The sequence below is a fragment of the Saccharothrix carnea genome (assembly GCF_003014735.1).
Classification (GTDB): Bacteria; Actinomycetota; Actinomycetes; order Mycobacteriales; family Pseudonocardiaceae; genus Actinosynnema; species Actinosynnema carneum.
Map to the genome: position 1 here is coordinate 155,450 of NZ_PYAX01000008.1, position 17,616 is coordinate 173,065.

Annotated in this window: 15 protein-coding genes; 6 read left to right on the forward strand and 9 right to left on the reverse strand. The window is 72.9% G+C overall.

What is annotated here, in order from left to right:
* Nucleotides 1-486, reverse strand: a complete 486-nt coding sequence (locus tag B0I31_RS24365) for a GNAT family N-acetyltransferase (protein WP_106617695.1) — start codon at nucleotides 484-486, stop codon at nucleotides 1-3.
* Between the two features lie 232 nt (nucleotides 487-718).
* On the opposite strand from B0I31_RS24365, the gene B0I31_RS24370 reads away from it, so the two are divergent.
* Entirely contained in the window at nucleotides 719-1,903 is a 1,185-nt protein-coding gene (locus B0I31_RS24370; protein WP_106617696.1) for a S8 family peptidase, read from the forward strand.
* A 105-nt stretch (nucleotides 1,904-2,008) separates the two neighbouring features.
* On the opposite strand, the gene B0I31_RS24375 is transcribed toward B0I31_RS24370, so the two are convergent.
* From B0I31_RS24375 to dprE1, 5 genes are read right to left on the reverse strand one after another with little or no spacing between them, the layout of a single operon-like run.
* On the reverse strand, nucleotides 2,009-2,908 hold the full coding sequence (locus B0I31_RS24375) for a decaprenyl-phosphate phosphoribosyltransferase (RefSeq protein ID WP_106617697.1): 900 nt from the start codon (nucleotides 2,906-2,908) through the stop codon (nucleotides 2,009-2,011).
* A complete protein-coding gene (locus B0I31_RS41920) occupies nucleotides 2,905-3,408 on the reverse strand; it encodes a phosphatase PAP2 family protein (protein ID WP_425444393.1) in 504 nt (167 codons plus the stop codon). Before B0I31_RS41920 ends, B0I31_RS24375 begins: the two co-directional genes overlap by 4 nt.
* A 44-nt stretch (nucleotides 3,409-3,452) precedes the next feature.
* Nucleotides 3,453-5,153: a hypothetical protein gene (locus tag B0I31_RS24385; protein ID WP_106617698.1), complete on the reverse strand. Its 1,701-nt coding sequence runs from the start codon at nucleotides 5,151-5,153 to the stop codon at nucleotides 3,453-3,455.
* Entirely contained in the window at nucleotides 5,150-5,905 is a 756-nt protein-coding gene (gene dprE2, locus B0I31_RS24390) for a decaprenylphospho-beta-D-erythro-pentofuranosid-2-ulose 2-reductase (RefSeq protein WP_106617699.1), read from the reverse strand. Before dprE2 ends, B0I31_RS24385 begins: the two co-directional genes overlap by 4 nt.
* Nucleotides 5,902-7,245 carry a decaprenylphosphoryl-beta-D-ribose oxidase gene (dprE1, locus tag B0I31_RS24395; RefSeq protein ID WP_106617923.1) on the reverse strand — a complete coding sequence of 448 codons (1,344 nt, stop codon included), beginning with the start codon at nucleotides 7,243-7,245 and terminating at the stop codon, nucleotides 5,902-5,904. Before dprE1 ends, dprE2 begins: the two co-directional genes overlap by 4 nt.
* A gap of 49 nt (nucleotides 7,246-7,294) precedes the next feature.
* Here dprE1 and B0I31_RS24400 point away from each other — a divergent pair, with 49 nt between their 5' ends.
* From B0I31_RS24400 to B0I31_RS24420, 5 genes are all read left to right on the forward strand, one after another.
* The gene (locus B0I31_RS24400) at nucleotides 7,295-7,726 is read left to right on the forward strand and encodes a GtrA family protein (RefSeq protein WP_106617700.1); all 432 of its coding nucleotides are present in this window, start codon (nucleotides 7,295-7,297) and stop codon (nucleotides 7,724-7,726) included.
* 65 nt (nucleotides 7,727-7,791) lie between these two features.
* Nucleotides 7,792-9,567, forward strand: a complete 1,776-nt coding sequence (aspS, locus tag B0I31_RS24405) for an aspartate--tRNA ligase (RefSeq protein ID WP_106617701.1) — start codon at nucleotides 7,792-7,794, stop codon at nucleotides 9,565-9,567.
* Between the two features lie 4 nt (nucleotides 9,568-9,571).
* Entirely contained in the window at nucleotides 9,572-10,513 is a 942-nt protein-coding gene (locus B0I31_RS24410) for a DUF389 domain-containing protein (RefSeq protein ID WP_106617702.1), read from the forward strand.
* Nucleotides 10,514-10,625: 112 nt separating this feature from the next.
* Nucleotides 10,626-11,825 carry a hypothetical protein gene (locus B0I31_RS24415; protein WP_106617703.1) on the forward strand — a complete coding sequence of 400 codons (1,200 nt, stop codon included), beginning with the start codon at nucleotides 10,626-10,628 and terminating at the stop codon, nucleotides 11,823-11,825.
* A 51-nt stretch (nucleotides 11,826-11,876) separates the two neighbouring features.
* Nucleotides 11,877-12,701, forward strand: a complete 825-nt coding sequence (locus B0I31_RS24420) for an SGNH/GDSL hydrolase family protein (protein WP_245950338.1) — start codon at nucleotides 11,877-11,879, stop codon at nucleotides 12,699-12,701.
* A 4-nt stretch (nucleotides 12,702-12,705) separates the two neighbouring features.
* On the opposite strand, the gene B0I31_RS24425 is transcribed toward B0I31_RS24420, so the two are convergent.
* From B0I31_RS24425 to B0I31_RS24435, 3 genes are read right to left on the reverse strand one after another with little or no spacing between them, the layout of a single operon-like run.
* Nucleotides 12,706-14,502 (reverse strand): glycosyltransferase family 39 protein, encoded by a 1,797-nt coding sequence (locus B0I31_RS24425; RefSeq protein ID WP_106617705.1) that lies wholly within the window; start codon nucleotides 14,500-14,502, stop codon nucleotides 12,706-12,708.
* A 29-nt stretch (nucleotides 14,503-14,531) separates the two neighbouring features.
* On the reverse strand, nucleotides 14,532-15,740 hold the full coding sequence (locus B0I31_RS24430; protein WP_245950339.1) for a bifunctional glycosyltransferase family 2/GtrA family protein: 1,209 nt from the start codon (nucleotides 15,738-15,740) through the stop codon (nucleotides 14,532-14,534).
* Between the two features lie 38 nt (nucleotides 15,741-15,778).
* Nucleotides 15,779-17,569, reverse strand: coding sequence for an ArnT family glycosyltransferase (locus tag B0I31_RS24435; protein ID WP_106617707.1), 1,791 nt, complete (start codon nucleotides 17,567-17,569; stop codon nucleotides 15,779-15,781).
* Between the last annotated feature and the right edge of the window lie 47 nt (nucleotides 17,570-17,616).

Sequence of the window (17,616 nt, forward strand, 5' to 3'; positions counted from 1 at the left end):
CTACTGCCCGGCGAGGTGGGGCTGGGCCCCCGGCGGAACGTGGTCGGGGCCCGACGCGGCGAGTTCGTGGCGCATCACGAGCTCGCCGCCGTCCACCTCGCCGGTGTCGGTGAAGCCGAACGCCGCGTACAGGCCGCGGGCCACCGCGTTGCCCGGCACCACGCTCAGCACCAGCTCGGTGCGGCCCTCGGCACGCGCCAGGTCGGCGATCGCGGCCAGGCCCTTGCGGCCGAGCCCGCGGCCCTGAGCCCGCCGGTCGATCATGAACCGGGCGATGTGCAGCGCCTGCGGCCGGTCGCGTTCGAGGAGGGTGAACCCGACCAGCTCCTCTCCGCTGAACAGCGCAAGGGGTTGCAACTTCGGGCGGTGGATCCAGGCGTCCGCGATCGACTTGAGGTTCGTCGCGACGAACGCCCGCTGCTCCTCGTGGACCTCCAGGCCGATGACGGCCCGGTAGTTGTCCTCGGTAACCGGTTCCAAGCGCATGACGGGACGGTAGCGCCGCGGTCACGCCACCGCGCCCGGATTATGGGAACCCGCAGGTCAGCCGCTTTATTAACGCTGAGCGTGCAACTGGCAAATGTTCACACTTCCGAGTTAACGCTCCGGTTGCCTACGTTGTGACTGTCAGCGAGGGCAAGGTGGCCCAATGTCACCCCCGAGCCCTGCGAAGCTCCTCGGGGTGAGTTGGGGTCACCGTTCGAAGAACGGAATCCGCATGCGACAGTCACGACAGGTCCGGTTCCTGGCCGGGGTCGGGGCGACGGCGCTCGCCGTCACCGCGTCCTCCCTGTTGGCCGCCCCGGCGCAGGCCGCCGAGGGCGAGATCCGCGCCGCCGACGCCGCGAACAAGGTCCAGAACCACTTCATCGTCAAGCTCAAGGACGGCTCGGCCGCGTCCGCCGAGAGCCTGGCGAACCAGTACGGCGGCCAGGTCGACACCGTCTTCAGCAAGGCGCTCAACGGCTTCACCGTGTCGCTGCCGGAGAAGGCCGCCAAGCGGCTCGCGGCCAACCCCGCCGTCGAGTACGTCGAGCAGGACCAGGTGTTCACCATCCAGGCCACGCAGAGCAACGCGACCTGGGGCATCGACCGCATCGACCAGCGCAACCGGCCGCTGAGCACCACCTACAACTACACCTCCACCGGCTCGGGCGTGAACGTCTACGTCATCGACACAGGCTTGCGCATCGCGCACGGCGACTTCGGCGGTCGCGCCCGCAACGGCTACGACGCGGTCGAGAACGACAGCGTCGCCCAGGACGGCAACGGCCACGGCACGCACGTCGCGGGCACCATCGCCGGCACCACCTACGGCGTGGCCAAGGGCGCGACCGTCTACGGCGTGCGCGTGCTGAACAACTCCGGCTCCGGCACCACCGCCGACGTGGTCGAGGGCATCGACTGGGTGACCAACAACCACGTCAAGCCCGCGGTCGCGAACATGTCGCTCGGCGGCGGTGCCTCCACCACCATCGACGCGGCCGTGCGCCGCTCGATCGCGGCCGGCGTCACCTACGCCCTCGCGGCCGGCAACAGCAACGCCAACGCGGCCAACTACTCGCCGGCCCGGGTGACCGAGGCCATCACCGTCGGCGCGACCACCAACACCGACGCCCGCGCCAGCTACTCGAACTACGGCTCGGTGCTGGACATCTTCGCGCCGGGCTCGTCGATCACCTCGGCGTGGCACACCGGCAACACCGCCACCAACACCATCAGCGGCACCTCGATGGCGGCCCCGCACGTCGCCGGCGCCGCCGCCCGCTACCTGCAGGGCAACCGCTCGGCCACGCCGGCGCAGGTGGCGAGCTACCTGGTCGGCCAGGCCACGACCAGCGTGGTGACCAGCCCGGGCACCGGTTCGCCGAACCGCCTGCTCTACCTGGCGCCCAGCGCCTGATCGACACCACGCGTCGGGGCCGTCCCTCTCCGGAGGGGCGGCCCCTTCGTCATGTCTCACCCGCGGATCGACGGTCTGCTCACCGTTCGTCCGGCGCCGCCGCTCTCACACGTAGAGCGACAACGCCAGCGACGCCACCCAGCAGACACCGATCACCTGGAGCACGTGGTCGCGCAGGGCGATGCGCTCGGGCTCGCCCGCGCCACCGTTGTCCACGTCGACCGCGTACCGCAGCACGGCCACCACGAACGGCACGATCGACAGCATCGCCCAGTACGAGTTGTAGTCGGCGCGCTCGCGCATCTCGAACGCCCACAACGCGTAGGCCAGGATCATGATCGCGGCCGCGGTGGCCCACACGAACCGCAGGTAGCTGGCCGAGTAGCGGCGCAGCGACGCGCGGATCTCCGCGCCCGTCCGCTCGTACAGCACGATCTCGGCGTACCGCTTGCCCGCCACCATGAACAGCGAGCCGAACGCCGTCACCAGCAGGAACCACTGCGACAGCGGGATGCCGGCCGCGATGCCGCCCGCGATGGCGCGCAGCAGGAACCCCGACGCCACGATGCACAGGTCGATCACCGGCTGGTGCTTCCACCCCAGGCAGTAACCCAGCTGCGCGGTGCAGTAGACGGCGATCACCACGACCAGCGGAGGGCCGGAGCACAGCGCGACGCCGACCGACCCGGCGAACAGCACGGCCGCCGTGACGTACGCCGTGCGCGTGGAGACCACGCCCGCCGCGATCGGGCGGTGCCGCTTGGTCGGGTGGGCGCGGTCGGCGTGCACGTCGATCGCGTCGTTGACCAGGTACACCGCCGAAGCGGCGAGGCAGAACGCGGCCAGCGCCAGCGCGGTGTCCAGCAGCACGGCCGGCTCGCCCAGCCGGTTCGCGGCGAACGGCGCGGCCAGCACGAGGAGGTTCTTCACCCACTGGTGCGGTCGGGCGGCGTGGACCAGTCCCGCGATCGCGCCGGCGGGGCGCGTGGCGATCGTGTCGCTCACCTCGCCGCTCCGCCCAGCCCGCGGCGGACCAGCCGGCCGAGCACCGCGCCCAACGCCGCGCCCGCCGCCACGTCGGTCGGGTAGTGCACGCCGAGCACCAGCCGGGACAGCGCCATCGGCGGCACGAGCACCGGTTCGAGCCGCCGCCCGGTGAGCCGCGAGAACACCACCGCGGCGGCGGCGGTCGACACGGCGTGCGCGGACGGGAAGCTCAGCCGGCTCGGGGTCCCGACCAGCACGCGCACCGACTCGTCGTCCGGGCGCCGCCGCCGGACCACCCGCTTGACCGCGATGGCGACCGCGTGCGACCCGGCCACGCCGGCGGTGGCGACCAGCCAGTCCCGCCGCCGCTCATGGTCCACCGCCGCGCCCGCGAGCCCGAACGCCAACCACCCGGCGCCGTGCTCGCCGAACCACGACAGCCCGCGCGCCGACGCCACCACCAGCCGGTGGCCCAGCACGCCCTGCACCCGGCTCAGAACAGTGATCTCGGCAGACACAGCGGTCCTCCTGCGCTCGGCGGTTCGGGGCTGTCGGGAGGCCGTCACGGCTGCTGGCCGGGGCGCAGCGCCGGGCCGCACCGGCCGCGCGGGCTCTTGGCCTGCTCGCCGTGGGCGCGCGTCACCCGCTCGCGCAGGTAGTCGCGCATCGCGGTCAACCGGGCCTCGTCCGGCACGGCGTCCCGGCGCACCCAGTCCTCGGCCACCGGCCCGGCCGAGATCACGTGGTAGTCCGCCGCCATCCGCGGGTCCTCGGCGATGCCGGTGGCCTGCGACCACGACCCGTGCGAGTGGATGAACGTGGGTTTCACCCGCTCGAACACGTAGTCGCGGACCCCGGGCATGTCGCGGGCGCCCCAGAGGTCGGCGAGCCGGGGCTCGGCCAGCCCCACCAGGTCGACCACGGCGAGCCTGGAGGTCAACGCGGTGCCGCCGACGTCCGGCAGGAGCAGGGTGGCGCGCTCGACGCCGAGGATGTCCGCCGGGCCGTTGAACCCGCGCCCGAACGTCTCGGCGATCAGGCACATCGGCACGGTGGGCTGGGCGCGGAACTGCCGTGCCGCCGTCGCGAACTGCGCGGCGGAGGGCACGATCGCGACGACCAGGGCCACCGACAGCACCGCGCGCCGCCGTGCCCCGCCCCGACCCAGTGCCCGTGCGACGGCGAAGACGGCGGTCAGCGCGCCGAGCACCCACACGGGCGTGGCGAACCGCAGCTGCTCCATCCAGTCCGGCGCCAGCACCGCGAACCCGAGCAGCGCCAACCCCAGCGGCACGAGCAGCGCGACCAGCCCCGAGGCCAGTCGCGAACCCCGGGCCAGCACCAGCCCCACGCACACCGCCACCACCAGCACGGCCAACGCTCCGGTGTAGTGCACCACCTCGCCGACCCGGGTGAACTGCGCCGGCTCGGGCGGTCCCTGGCTCTTCGCCACCGCGGGCAGCGCCAACCACCGGCCGAACTCCACCCGCCGCCACGCCACGTACGCGCCGAACGGGACCAGGAACACCGCCGTGGACAACGCCGCCGACCGCACCGCCGCCGCGAGCCCGGCCCGCCGTGACGTCAGCAGCACCAGCAGCGGGTACGCCCCGGCGTAGACGAGCCCGTCCGGCCGGGTCAGCGCGGCCAGCGCGACCAGCAGCCCGGCGGTGACCGCGACGCGCCCGGACAGCAGCCGGTCGTCCAGCACCGCGCCGAACAGCACCACCGCCAACCAGCAGATCACCAGCGCGTACAGCGGGTTCTCCAACCCGGAGAACACCCAGACCACGAACGACGGGATCGCCGCCAGCACCGCGCCGAACGCCACCGTCACCAGGCCAGGCCGGCGGAACACCCGCCGTGCGGCCGTGTGGCACGCCAGCAGCACGCCCGCGCAGCACAGCACGGCGAGCGCTTTGGGGAACAGCACGTAGTCCGGCACGCCGAACAACGTGCCCCGGTCGAACAGGCCGACGAGCTTGCCGAGCGCCAGCAACGCCAACCACGCCGGGTTCGAGTACCCCTCGGTGGGGGTCAGGCCCGGCTGCAGCACCGAACCCTCGCCATCGGCGACGTTGCGCGCGTACGCGAAGGTGATGGCGGCGTCGTCGACCACCCAGTTGCCGTACAGCGCGCCGTGGGCGGCGATGAGCGCCGTGCCGCCCGCCACCGCGGTGACCGCCGCGGGCCAGGACCGGCGCGCGGGTCGGGACGGGGACGCCGGGTCGGTGACGCGCTCGGGCGCGGCCGTCGCGGTCATACCGGCAACCTCCGGAACACCGCGCGCGGCAGGTGCCGCAGCGCCGACATCACCAGGCGCAGCGGCGCGGGCGCCCACACCAGCTCACGCCGGTCGCGCACCGCGGTCACGACCACCTCGGCGACCTGGTCCGCGGTGCTCGACAACGGCGCCGGCCGCAGCCCCTCGGTCATCCGGGTGCGCACGAACCCCGGCCGCACCACCGTGACGGTGACGCCGTGCGGGCGCAGCGCCTCGCCCAGCCCCTGGTAGAACGCGTCCATCCCGGCCTTGGTCGACCCGTAGACGAAGTTCGACCGGCGCACCCGCTCGCCCGCCACCGACGACAGCGCGACGATCACGCCGTGGCCCTGCGCGCGCAGCCGTTCGGCGAGCCCGACGCCCACCGACACGGCGCCGGTGTAGTTGACCTCGGCCAGCTCGATCGCCGCCTCGTGGTCCTGCCACGCGCGCTCGGCGTCGCCCAGCACCCCGAACGCCACCAGCGCCACGTCGACCCCGCCATCGGCGAAGGCCTTGTCCAGCACGGCCGAGTGGCCGCCGACGTCACGCGCGTCGAAGTCCAGCGCCGTCACCGGCACGCCCTCCGCCGTCAGCTCCGCCACCGCCGCGTCACGGCGGGGCGAGGGCCGGGCGGCGAGGACCACCCGCGGCTTGCGGGCGCCGGTGTAGCGCCGGATCACCGCCAGCGCGATCTCGGACGTGCCGCCCAGCACGAGCACGCTCTGCGGATTGCCCACCGCGTCGATCACAGTTCCAACCTCCTGGACATGTCGGACGCGAAAACTCCGTCCGGGTCGACCGACGCGCGCACCGCGCGCCACTCCTCGAATCGGGGGTAGCCGCGGCGGACGGCCTCGGCCGTGGCCCGCGACTCCTTGGCCAGGTAGTGCCGCCCGCCCGCGCCGAGCACCAGCTCGTCCAGCCCGTCGCACAGCTCGCCGAGACCCGGCCGCACCGGCAGGTCGACGCACAACGTCCAGCCGGGCCCGGGGAACGACAGCGGCGCGCGGTTGCCCGGCCCGAACCGCTTGAGCACGTTCAGCGCCGACACGTGGCCGGACGAGGCGATCCGCTCCACCACCCGCCGGATCACGTCGACCGCGGCGAACGGCACCACGAACTGGTACTGGAGGAACCCGCGCGGTCCGTAGCCGCGGTTCCACTCGCCGATCACGTCGAGCGGGTGCAGGAACTGCGTGATGTTCTGCACCTGCCCCGACCGGGTGGGCGACTTGCGGTACCAGAGCTCGCTGAACGCGCGGGCGGTCGCCCGGTTGAGCAGCCCGGACGGCAGCACGTCCGGCACGGTGAACAGCCGGGGCGCGTCGAACGCCAGCGGGTCGCGCCGCGGTTTCGCCGGCAGGTCGTCGCGCCGGGCGTGGTTCGCCCTGGTCAGCACGCCCCGGCCGAGGCGCGGCCCGGTGGCCGTGGCGTCGAACCAGGACACCGACTCGGCGTACCGGTCGTCGTCGGCGGACTGCCGGGCCAGCAGGTCGTCCAGGTTGTCCAGCCGCTCGGTGTCCACCACGAAGTACGAGGTCTCCACCGGGACGACGCGCAGCGTCGCGCGCAGCACCACGCCGGTCAGGCCCATGCCGCCGACCGTCGCCCAGAACAACGCCGAGCCCTCGCCGTCCGGGGTGAGCTCGCGGATCGAGCCGTCCGCCGTGAGCAGGTCCAGCGACCGCACGTGGTCGCCGAAGCTGCCCACGACGTGGTGACCCTTGCCGTGCACGTCCGCGGCGATCGCGCCGCCCACGGTGACCTGCCGCGTCCCCGGCAGCACCGGCGGCCACAGCCCGAACGGCAGCAGCACCCGCATCAGGGCGTCCAGCGACACCCCCGCCTCGACGTCGACCAGGCACTCGTCCACGTCGACCCGGCGAATGCGGTCGAACCGGGTCATGTCCAGCACGACGCCGCCCGCGTTCTGCGCCGGATCGCCGTAGCTGCGGCCGAGGCCCCGGGCGATCACGCCCCGTTCGCGGGACTTCTTCACGACATTCGCGACGGCCTCGAAATCGCGCGGTGAAACGAGCCTCGCGACGGTGGGAGCAGTCCGACCCCAACCGGAGAGCCTGGTTAGCATCGGCACACACTGACGGGCACGGTCATTTCCATTCGAGAGGTGTCAAACGGTGGTGCACCACGGCGGCGCGACCCGCCAGGCGACGAGGTTCGTGCTGGTGGGAGCGCTCTGCGCGCTACTCGACTACGGTGTTTACGGTGCCTTGCTCGCCTTCGGGGTGTGGGTGCACGCCGCCAAGGCGGCCAGTTTCACGCTCGGCACCACGGCGGCGTTCTTCCTCAATCGGCGGTTCACGTTCGGTATCTCCGAGGGCGGGGTGCGGCAGGTCGCGGGGTTCGCCCTGCTGTACCTCAGCACATTCGCCGTCAACGTATTGGTCAACGCGCTCGCGTTGCACCTGTTGCCACCCTTTCGGGTGGAATTCGCGGTGGCCTGGGTGGTGGCGCAGGGCACGGCCACGGCCGTCAACTTCGTCGGGCTGCGCGCAGTGGTCTTCCGCGTCGGGAAACCTGGTGGCGTCGGGTGCCGGGTCGTTGGTTAGCCTTGACGACCAGTCGTCAGTCGAGTCGACCCACGAAGAAGCAAACACCGAGGAGAGCAGTTCCCGTGATGCGCACGCACGAGGCCGGGAAGCTCCGCGCCGAGCACGCCGGGCAGTCCGTCACCCTGACCGGGTGGGTGGCCCGCAGGCGCGATCACGGTGGCGTGATCTTCATCGACTTCCGGGACGCCTCCGGCATCGCGCAGGTCGTCTTCCGCGAGGGCGAGATGGCCGAGCGCGCGCACAAGCTGCGCTCCGAGTTCGTCATCAAGGTCGTGGGCGAGGTGACCCGCCGCCCCGAGGGCAGCGAGAACCCCGACCTGCCCACCGGTGACATCGAGGTCTACGCCTCCGAGCTGGAGGTGCTCAACGAGGCCGCGCCGCTGCCGTTCCAGCTGGACGAGCACCTGGAGGTCGGCGAGGAGGCCCGCCTGCGGCACCGCTACCTCGACCTGCGCCGCAGCGGCCCGGCCAAGGCCATGCGGCTGCGCAGCGAGGCCAACCGGATCGCCCGCGAGGTGCTGCACGCCGAGGACTTCGTCGAGGTCGAGACCCCGACCCTGACCCGCTCCACCCCGGAGGGCGCCCGCGACTTCCTGGTGCCCGCGCGCCTGCGCCCCGGTTCCTGGTACGCGCTGCCGCAGTCGCCGCAGCTGTTCAAGCAGCTGCTCATGGTCGGTGGCCTGGAGCGGTACTACCAGATCGCCCGCTGCTACCGCGACGAGGACTTCCGCGCCGACCGGCAGCCCGAGTTCACCCAGCTCGACATCGAGATGAGCTTCGTCGAGCAGGACGACGTGATCGCGCTCGGCGAGAAGATCATCTCCGCGCTGTGGCAGGACCTGGCCGACCACGAGATCGCCCGGCCGTTCCGCCGCATCTCCTACGCCGAGGCGATGGCCAAGTACGGCACCGACAAGCCGGACCTGCGCTTCGACCTCGAGCTGACCGAGCTGACCGAGTACTTCAAGGACACCCCGTTCCGGGTGTTCCAGGCGGCGTACGTGGGCGCGGTCGTCATGCCCGGCGGCGCGTCGCAGCCCCGCCGCACGCTCGACGCGTGGCAGGAGTGGGCCAAGCAGCGCGGGGCCAAGGGCCTGGCGTACGTGCTGGTCCAGGAGGACGGCACGCTCGGCGGCCCGGTCGCCAAGAACCTCTCCGACGCCGAGCGCGACGGCCTGGCCAAGGCCGTGGGCGCGAACCCCGGCGACTGCGTCTTCTTCGGCGCGGGCGACCCGGACGGCGCGCGGGCGCTGCTCGGCGCGGCCCGGGTGGAGATCGCGCACCGGGTCGGCCTGATCGACGAGAACGCCTGGTCGTTCGTGTGGGTCGTGGACTTCCCGATGTTCGAGGCGGTCGACAAGATCGGCGACGACGTGGCGGTCGGCAGCGGCAAGTGGACCGCGCTGCACCACGCGTTCACCTCGCCGACCCCGGAGTGGGTCGACCGGTTCGAGGAAGACCCGGGCAACGCCCTGGCCTACGCCTACGACATCGTCTGCAACGGCAACGAGATCGGCGGCGGGTCGATCCGTATCCACCGCGCCGACGTGCAGCAGCGGGCGTTCCAGGTCATGGGCATCACGCCCGAGGAGGCGCAGGAGAAGTTCGGCTTCCTGCTCGACGCGTTCAAGTACGGCGCACCGCCGCACGGCGGCATCGCGTTCGGCTGGGACCGGATCGCCATGCTGCTCGGCGGGTACGACTCGATCCGCGAGGTCATCGCGTTCCCGAAGAGCGGCGGCGGCTACGACCCGCTGACCGCCGCGCCCGCGCCGATCACCCCGCAGCAGCGCAAGGAGGCGGGCGTGGACTTCAAGCCGGCGCCCGAGGCCAAGTAGCACCGTGCTGCACCTGCGGGCCATCTGCCCGGCCGAGCGCACCGACGCGGTGCTGGCCGCGCTGAAGGCCGAACCCGGCGTCACGCACGTCGTGCTGCTGCGCGGCGCGGCCGTCGACCCGGTGGGCGACGTGGTGGAGGCGGACGTCGCGCGGGAGGCCACCGACCAGGTGGTGGCCTCCCTGTGCGACCTCGGCGTCGACCGCGACGGCGGCGTCACGCTGGAGCAGATCGACACCGCGCTGTCCGACGCGGCCGACCGCGCCGAGGAGGCCGCGCCCGGTGACGGCGCGGACGCCGTGGTGTGGGAGGAGTTGCTGGCCCGCACCGGCGAGGAGTCCCGGCTCAACGCCACGTTCCTGTCGTTCCTGACCATCGCGTGCCTGCTCACCGCGGTCGCGGTGGTGACCGACTCGCCCGTCACGCTGGTCGGCGCGATGGTCGTCGGCCCGGAGTTCGGGCCGCTGGCCGCCATCTCGGTGGGCCTCGTGCTGCGGCGCTGGGACCTGGTGCGCCGGGCGGCCCTCGCGCTGGCCGCCGGTTTTCCGGTGGCGATGCTGATCACCGCGGTCGGCACGTGGCTCGGATCGCGCACCGGCCTGTTCGACCCCGACCTCGCGCTGGCCGGTCACGAGCTGGACTTCGTCTTCGAGGTCGGGCCGTTCTCCTTGATCGTCGCGCTGCTCGCGGGCGCGGCGGGGATGCTGTCGATGACGTCGGCCAAGTCCGCGGCGCTCGTCGGGGTGTTCATTTCGGTCACCACCGTGCCCGCCGCCGGCTACGCCGCGGTCGCCGCCGTTCTCGGCCAGTGGGACATATGCCTCCAGTCGATTGCACAGCTGGCGGTGAACCTGGTCGGCGTCGTGGTGGCGGCGGCGCTGGTCCTGGCGTTGCGCAACCGCCGCGGCCAGGTCCGTGACCTGGGCCGACCCCTCGGGAACGGTTGACCGCCGGCGGATTTCCACAAAAGGTGGAGCCGGGCGGTCCGTGAGCACTACCGTCACGGTGCCCGGACGGGTTCTGTCAGGACGGTCGGCACCGGGAGTAGGGTCGGAGGGGATGAGCGTGGAGATCACCGCCGGCCCGCAGGACATCGACGACGCTGCACCCTCCGAGCTGGACGACGCGGTGGCAGCGGCCGAATCGGTGTTGAGCGGCAGGTTCGGCGCACCGGTCCGACTGGCCGACCCCGAAGACCTCGGGGGTGCCGGCCGGTCCGTGGTCGCGCGCGTCCGGGTGGCCCACACCCCGTTCTCCCTGCCACGCACGCTGGTGGTCAAGCGCTACCCGTCGCCGGTGGCCGACCGCGACCCGTTCGCGCACGAGGTGGTGAGCCACAAGCTGCTCACCGCGCTGCCGTCCGAGGAGCGCCTCACCCCCGAGCTGGTCGCGCAGGACAACGCCAAGCGGTTGGTCGTGCTGGAGGACCTGGGCAAGGCGCCGCGGCTGGCGGAGAAGCTGCTGGGTTCCGACGCGCGGGCCGCCGAACGGGGCCTGCTGTCGTGGGCGCACGCCATGGGCAGGCTGCACGCGACGACCGCCGGGCGTGACGCGGACTTCGACGCGCTGATGCGCCGGCAGGGCTCGCAGTGCTGCGCCGACCCGATCGTGGTGGACGTGCACACGGCGTTGGCCGGGTTGCCCGAGCTGCTGGTTGAATCGTTGGAAGTCGACACGCCCGACTCCGTGGGCACGTTCGCCGCGCAGGCGGTGCGCCGGTTCGTGACGTCCCGCCGGCGCGCGTTCAGCCCGTCCACGTCGTGCCCGGACAACCACCTCGTGACCAGCAAGGGCGTGCGGTTCCTCGACTTCGAGGGCGGGTGCGTGCGCGACATCGTGTTCGACGCGGCCTGCCTGCGGGTGCCGTTCCCGTCGTGCTGGTGCGCCTACGGGCTGCCCGCGGGCATGTCGGAGGCGATGGTGGCGGCATGGCGGGCCGAGGTGTCGTCGGTGTGGCCGGACCTGGACGACGACGCGGTGTTCCTGCCGCGGCTGCTGGAGGCGCAGCTGCTGTGGGTGTGGCTCGGCACGTGGCGCGGGCTGCCGGGGCTGGACTCGGCGCTGCCGTCCGGCCACCGGCCGCTGGACTCGCCGCCGCGGGTGGTCGTGCTGACCTCGCGGTGGGTGCGGCTGCGGGCCGACGCGGTGGCCGCCGGCGAGAAGCACATCGCCGAGCACGCCGACGACGTGATCGCGGCGCTGGTGGCGCGGTACGGCAAGCGGGCCGCGGAACTGCCGCTGTACCCGGCATTCCGTTAGCGTTGGGCTGTTCGTTCTCGGCACGTCACGTCGCTGCGCGATCGTTCCGGTGTGGCCAAGACGGTGCGCAGCCTGGTGGTCCTGGGTGACTCGACGACGGTGGGCGTGGGCGATCCCGTGCCCGGTGGGTGGCGTGGCGTCGGCCCGCTGCTCGCGGCGGCGCTGCCGCACGCGCGGTACCTGAACGTCTCGTTCACCGGTGCCAGGGTGACGTCTGTGCGGCACGAGCAGTTGGCGAAGGCGCTGTCCGCGCGGCCGGACGCGGCGGTGCTGCTGGTCGGCATGAACGACACGCTGCGGTCCGATTTCGACGCGCGTCGGCTGCACCTGGACCTGGACGCGATCGTGGGCGCGTTGGTGTCGGCCGGCGCCGCCGTCGTCACGGTGCGGTTCCACGACCACAGCCGGGTGTTCCGGCTGCCGGCCGCGTTGCGGCGGGCGTTGCGGGCGCGGATCGCGGAGCTGAACGGGATCATCGACGCGGTGGTGCGGCGGCACGGGATCGAGTGCGTGGACCTGGATTCGATGGAAGGCGCGTACTCGCTGGACACCTGGGCGGTGGACCGGCTGCACCCCTCGGAGTCGGGGCACCGGCGGCTGGCGGCGGCGTTCGCGGAGCGGTTGGCGCGGGCGGGCTGCGACGTGCCGGGCCGGGTGTCGCTGGTGTGCACGGGTGGGCTGAAGGTGACGCCGCTGCACCACGTGGGGTGGCTGGTGGTGAAGGGGATCCCGTGGCTCTGGCGGCGTGGCCGCGACCTGGTCCCGTACGCGGCCACGATCACGTACCGCTCGTGGGCGGGCCTGCCGGAACCACCCCGGTACGTCGTCGACGCCGAAGAGGCGGTGGCCACGTCGACCACCGCCTCCACCGGGTGACGCCTCAGCCGAGCCGGTAGACGGTGCTCTCGCCGATGGTCATGGCCTCGTAGTTGGCCTCGACCCACTCACCGATCTCGTTGGCACCGCGCATACCGCCGCCCATGCCGCCGGTGACGTAGTAGCCGATCCGGCCGTCCGCGACGTACTGCCGGAACTCCTCCAGCGTGGGCGCCGGGTCACCGCCGCTCCAGCCGCCGATGCCGATCACCGCCTTGCCCGAGTCGAGCGCCAGGTTCGCCGCGCCCTGCGCGCTGACCGTCGCCGCGGCCCACGTCCCGGTGGTGGCCTTGAGCAGGTCGGTCAGCTCGTCGGACGTCGCGCCCATCGGGCCGCCGCCCGGGCCGCCGTCGCCCGCGTAGGACGGGGGACCGGACATCGGGATGGACCCGGCGTGCGGCGTGGCGGCGGTGGCCACGCCGAAGGCCGCGGTGGACAGCACCGACGTGACCAGCGCGAGCGCGGCCACCCGCCGCACACCCATCACGATCGCCGTGGCCACCAGCACGGTCAGTGCGGCCACCACCCAGCGCAGCGCGGGCACCCACTCGCCGAACCGCTGGAGCAGCGCGAAACCCCAGAACCCGGCGCCGGCCACCATCATCGCCAACGCGACGCGCACCGGCAGGTGCCCGCGTCCGCGCCACAGCTCACGGCCGGCGATGGCGACGAGCGCGGCGACGCCCGGTGCCACGGCGACGGTGTAGTAGGGGTGGGTGATGCCGCTCATGAAGCTGAACACGATCCCGTTGCCCAGCACCCACAGGCCCCATAGGACCAGGGCGGCCCGGGTGCGGTCGGTGCGCGGCAGCCGGCGGGTGAACCACAGTCCCGCCACCATCCCGATGAGGGCGGCCGGCAGCAGCCAGGAGATCTCGCCGCCCATGCTGGCACCGAACAGCCGGCCGATGCCGGTCTCGCCGCCGAAGCCGAGGTTGGCGTTGCCGCCGCCCCCGACCACACCGCGGCCACCGCCGAAGATCCGGCCGAGGCCGTTGTAGCCCATGGCCAGCTCCCACAGCGAGTCGTTCGACGACCCGCCGACGTACGGCCGCGACTGTTCCGGCCACAGCTCGACCAGCGCGATGAACCACCCGGCGGACAGGACCACGGCCAGGCCCGCGCCGAGCAGGTGCAGCAACCGCTTGACCGGTGGCACGGGCGCGGCCAGCAGGTAGGCGGCGGTGAACGCGGGCAGCACCAGCAACGCCTGCCCCATCTTGGCCAGGAACGCGAACCCGACCGCCACGCCCGCCAGCGCGAGCCACCACCCGGAACCCTTCTCCAGCGCCCGCACGGTGCAGTACGCGCCGGCGACCATCAGCAGCACCAGCAACGCGTCGGGCAGGTTGAACCGGAACATCAGCACGGCCACCGGCGTCACCGCGAGCGCCGCGCCCGCCATCAACCCGGCCACCGCGCCGGACGTGCGCTTCACCGTGGCGTACAACAACCACACGGCCAGCACGCCCTCGACGGCCTGCGGTGCGAGCACGGTCCAGCTGGAGAACCCGAAGATCCGCGCGAACAACCCGCTCACCCACAGCGCGGCGGGCGGCTTGTCGACCGTGATCACGCCACCGGCGTCGAGGCCACCGAACAGCCACGCGGTCCAGCTCTGCGCACCGGCCTGGGTGGCGGCGGCGTAGTAGCTGTTGCCCCAGCCGGACGCGGTGACGTCCCACAGGTACAGCACCGCCGTGCCGACGAGCAGCACGACCAGCGCGGGCGTGGTCCAGTTGCGGCCGGACGGTGGCGCGGCCGCGCCTGGTGCGGGTGCCGTCAGGGTTGCGGTGGTCATGGAAGGGGTCCCTAGGGTCGACGGTGTGGTCATGAACCGGCCTCCGCGGTGCGCTTGGGCCGGAAGACCCAGTTGCGCAGCAACAGGAAGCGCAGCACGGTGGCGAGGAGGTTGGCGCCGACGACCGCGACCAGCTCGGCCGGGCCGCCCGGCGCGGCGAACAGGTGCAGCAGGGCCAGCGAGCCGCTGGTCAGCGCGAGGCCGAGGCCGAACACGAGCAGGCCCTCGAACTGGTGGCGGCCCGCGCCGCGCCGACCGCGCACGCCGAAGGTGAACCGGCGGTTGGCCGCGGTGTTGGCGATGGCGGTGACCAGCAGCGCCACCAGGTTCGCGCCCTGCGCGCCGAGCCCGCCGCGCAGCGACACGAACAGCAGCAGGTAGGTCACCGTGCTGAGCACGCCGACCGCGGCGAACCGGACCAGCTGCTTGACCAGCCCGGCGGGTACGCCCGGTGCCCGCGGCTCCAGCGGTTCCCGGCCCAGCTGGGCGCGGAGCTCGCCGATCGGGATCCGCCCGGTCACCAGGCCGCGGGCCACCCGGGCGACGCCCTTCAGGTCGGCCACCGCGGTCGACACGATGTCCACCCGGCTGTCCGGGTCGTCGACCCAGTCCACCGGCACCTCGTGGATCCGCGCGCCCGCGCGTTCGGCGAGCACCAGCAGTTCGGTGTCGAAGAACCACCCGGTGTCCTCGACGTGCGGCAGCAACCGCCGGGCGACGTCGGCCCGGATCGCCTTGAACCCGCACTGCGCGTCGGTGAACCGGGTCGCGAGCGTGCCGCGCAGGATCAGGTTGTAGCAGCGGGAGACGAACTCCCGCTTCGGCCCGCGCACCACCCGCGCGCCGCGCGCCAGCCTGCTGCCGATCGCCAGGTCGGAGTGCCCGGAGATCAGCGACGCGACCAGTGGCGCGAGCGCGGCCAGGTCCGTGGACAGGTCCACGTCCATGTACGCCAGCACGGCGGCGTCCGACGCGGTCCACACCGCTTTCAGCGCCCGGCCGCGGCCCTTCTCCGCCAGGTGCACCGCGGACACCCCGGGCAGCTCGCGGGCCAGCTCGTCGGCGACGGCCCGCGTGCCGTCCGTGCTCGCGTTGTTCGCGATGGTGATCCGGAACGTGTAGGGGAACGTCCGCGTGAGGTCGGCGTGCAGCTTGCGCACGCAGGGCGCGAGGTCGAGCTCCTCGTTGAACACGGGCACCACCACGTCGAGCACGGTGGTCGTCGTGAGCGTGGTCATGAGCCCACCTTCGAGCGCTTGGCTGGGCGGCTCGTGTGTCATCGCTGTGCGCCCGCTGTGAGGTCGTAGACGTCCACGCCGTCCACGGTCGTCGCGGTGAACGTGTCCGCCACCCACTCGGCGATCCGCCGGGACGCGTCACTGCCGGTCTCCGCGGGCATCAGGGCGCCGCCGAGGAAGTAGTGGATCAGTCCACTTCGGACCATCTCCTGGAACTCCTCCAGCGTGGGTGCCGGATCCGTGCCGTTGAACCCGCCGACTGCCAGCACCGGCTCGCCGCTGCCGAGCTGGTACCCGGCCGCGTTGTTCGAGCCGACGGCCGCCGCCGCCCAGGTGAACCCCTCGCTGTCCCGCAGCAGACCGACCAGCCCGGCACCCGGTGTCGGCGCGTGGAGCAGGCCGCCCATCCCGCCACCGCCGCCGACGTTGTTCACGGTGCCACCGGGTCCCATGAGGACCAGCCCGCCGGGCCGGTTCGTCACCGCCGGTCCGGCGCTGGGGATCGCGCCCGAGTGCGGTGTCGCGGCGGTGGCCACCGAGTAGGCGCCCGGTCCGAGCAGCGCGGCGACCACGGCGACCGGCACGACGACCGCCGAGGGCACGGTCGAGGCGAGGAACAGCCCCACCGCGGCGATCAGGCCCAGGACCAGCACGAGCGCGGCCAGCGCCGTGGACCAGTCCAACAGCAGCAGGTAGCACTGGAGCGCGGTCACGGCCAGCGCGCCGGACAGCGCCGCCGCCGCGACGGGTTCCTGCCGCCTGCGCCACAACGCGACCGCGCCGATCCCGATCAGCGCGCCGATCGCCGGTGCCAGCGCCACCGTGTAGTAGGCGTGGATGATGCCGTTCATGAAGCTGAAGACCACGGCGGTGACCACCAGCCAGCCGCCCCACAGCGCGAGCCCGACCCGTTCGGCGGCCCGACCCGCCCACCACCCGGCGGCGAGCAGGACCAGCGCGGTCGGCAGCAACCAGGCGATCTGGCCGCCCATCTCGTCGCCGAGCAGCCTGGCCCACCCGCCCGAGCCCCACCCGCCACCGCCGACGCTGCCGATCTCCTCACCGGTCAGCCGGCCGAGCCCGTTGTAGCCCAACGCCAACTCCAGGACGCTGTTCTCCTGCGACCCGCCGATGTAAGGCCGTGACCCGGCGGGCAGCAGTTCCACCACCAGCACCCACCAGCCACCGGCCACGACCACCGCGCCCAGCGCCGCGCCGAGGTGCCACAGCTTGCGCAACACCGGGGCGGGCGCGAACGCCAGGTACACCAACCCGAACGCGGGCAGCACCAGGAACGCCTGGAGCATCTTGGCCAGGAACGCGAAACCGACCGCGACACCGGCGAGCGCCAACCACCGCGCCGACGCCTTCTCCGTGGCGCGGACCGTGCAGTACGCGCCCGCCACCAGGAGCAGCACCATCAGCGCGTCCGGGTTGTTGAACCGGAACATCAGCACCGCCACCGGCGTCAACGCCAGCACCGCGCCCGCGACCAACCCGGCGGCCGCGCCGGCCGTGCGCTTCACCGTGGCGTACAACAGCGACACGCTCGCCACGCCCATCAACGCCTGCGGCACCAGGACGCTCCACGCGTCGACGCCGAACAGCCGGGCCGACAACCCCATGACCCAGGTCGCCGCGGGAGTCTTGTCGACGGTGATCCCGCCCGCCGGGTCGGTCGCGCCGAAGAACCACGCGTGCCAGCTCTCGGCACCGGCCTGGGCGGCGGCGGAGTAGTAGGCGTTGGCCCAACCGGAGTCGCCCAACCGCCACAGGTACAACACCGCCGTCCCGGCCAACAGCAGCAACAGGGGGAGTCTCGCTCGCATGGACCCGAGCGTGTCGGCGGACCCTGGGCGGTCCTTGTGCCGCGCCT

Excerpts from the sequence above, each read along its gene's own strand:
- B0I31_RS24385 (WP_106617698.1), bottom strand. The coding sequence starts at position 5,153 with ATGACCGCGACGGCCGCGCCCGAGCGCGTCACCGACCCGGCGTCCCCG.
- B0I31_RS24415 (WP_106617703.1), top strand. The coding sequence starts at position 10,626 with ATGAGCGTGGAGATCACCGCCGGCCCGCAGGACATCGACGACGCTGCA.
- B0I31_RS24370 (WP_106617696.1), top strand. The coding sequence starts at position 719 with ATGCGACAGTCACGACAGGTCCGGTTCCTGGCCGGGGTCGGGGCGACG.
- B0I31_RS24435 (WP_106617707.1), bottom strand. The coding sequence starts at position 17,569 with ATGCGAGCGAGACTCCCCCTGTTGCTGCTGTTGGCCGGGACGGCGGTG.
- B0I31_RS24430 (WP_245950339.1), bottom strand. The coding sequence starts at position 15,740 with ATGACCACGCTCACGACGACCACCGTGCTCGACGTGGTGGTGCCCGTG.
- dprE1 (WP_106617923.1), bottom strand. The coding sequence starts at position 7,245 with ATGCTAACCAGGCTCTCCGGTTGGGGTCGGACTGCTCCCACCGTCGCG.
- B0I31_RS24365 (WP_106617695.1), bottom strand. The coding sequence starts at position 486 with ATGCGCTTGGAACCGGTTACCGAGGACAACTACCGGGCCGTCATCGGC.
- B0I31_RS24425 (WP_106617705.1), bottom strand. The coding sequence starts at position 14,502 with ATGACCACCGCAACCCTGACGGCACCCGCACCAGGCGCGGCCGCGCCA.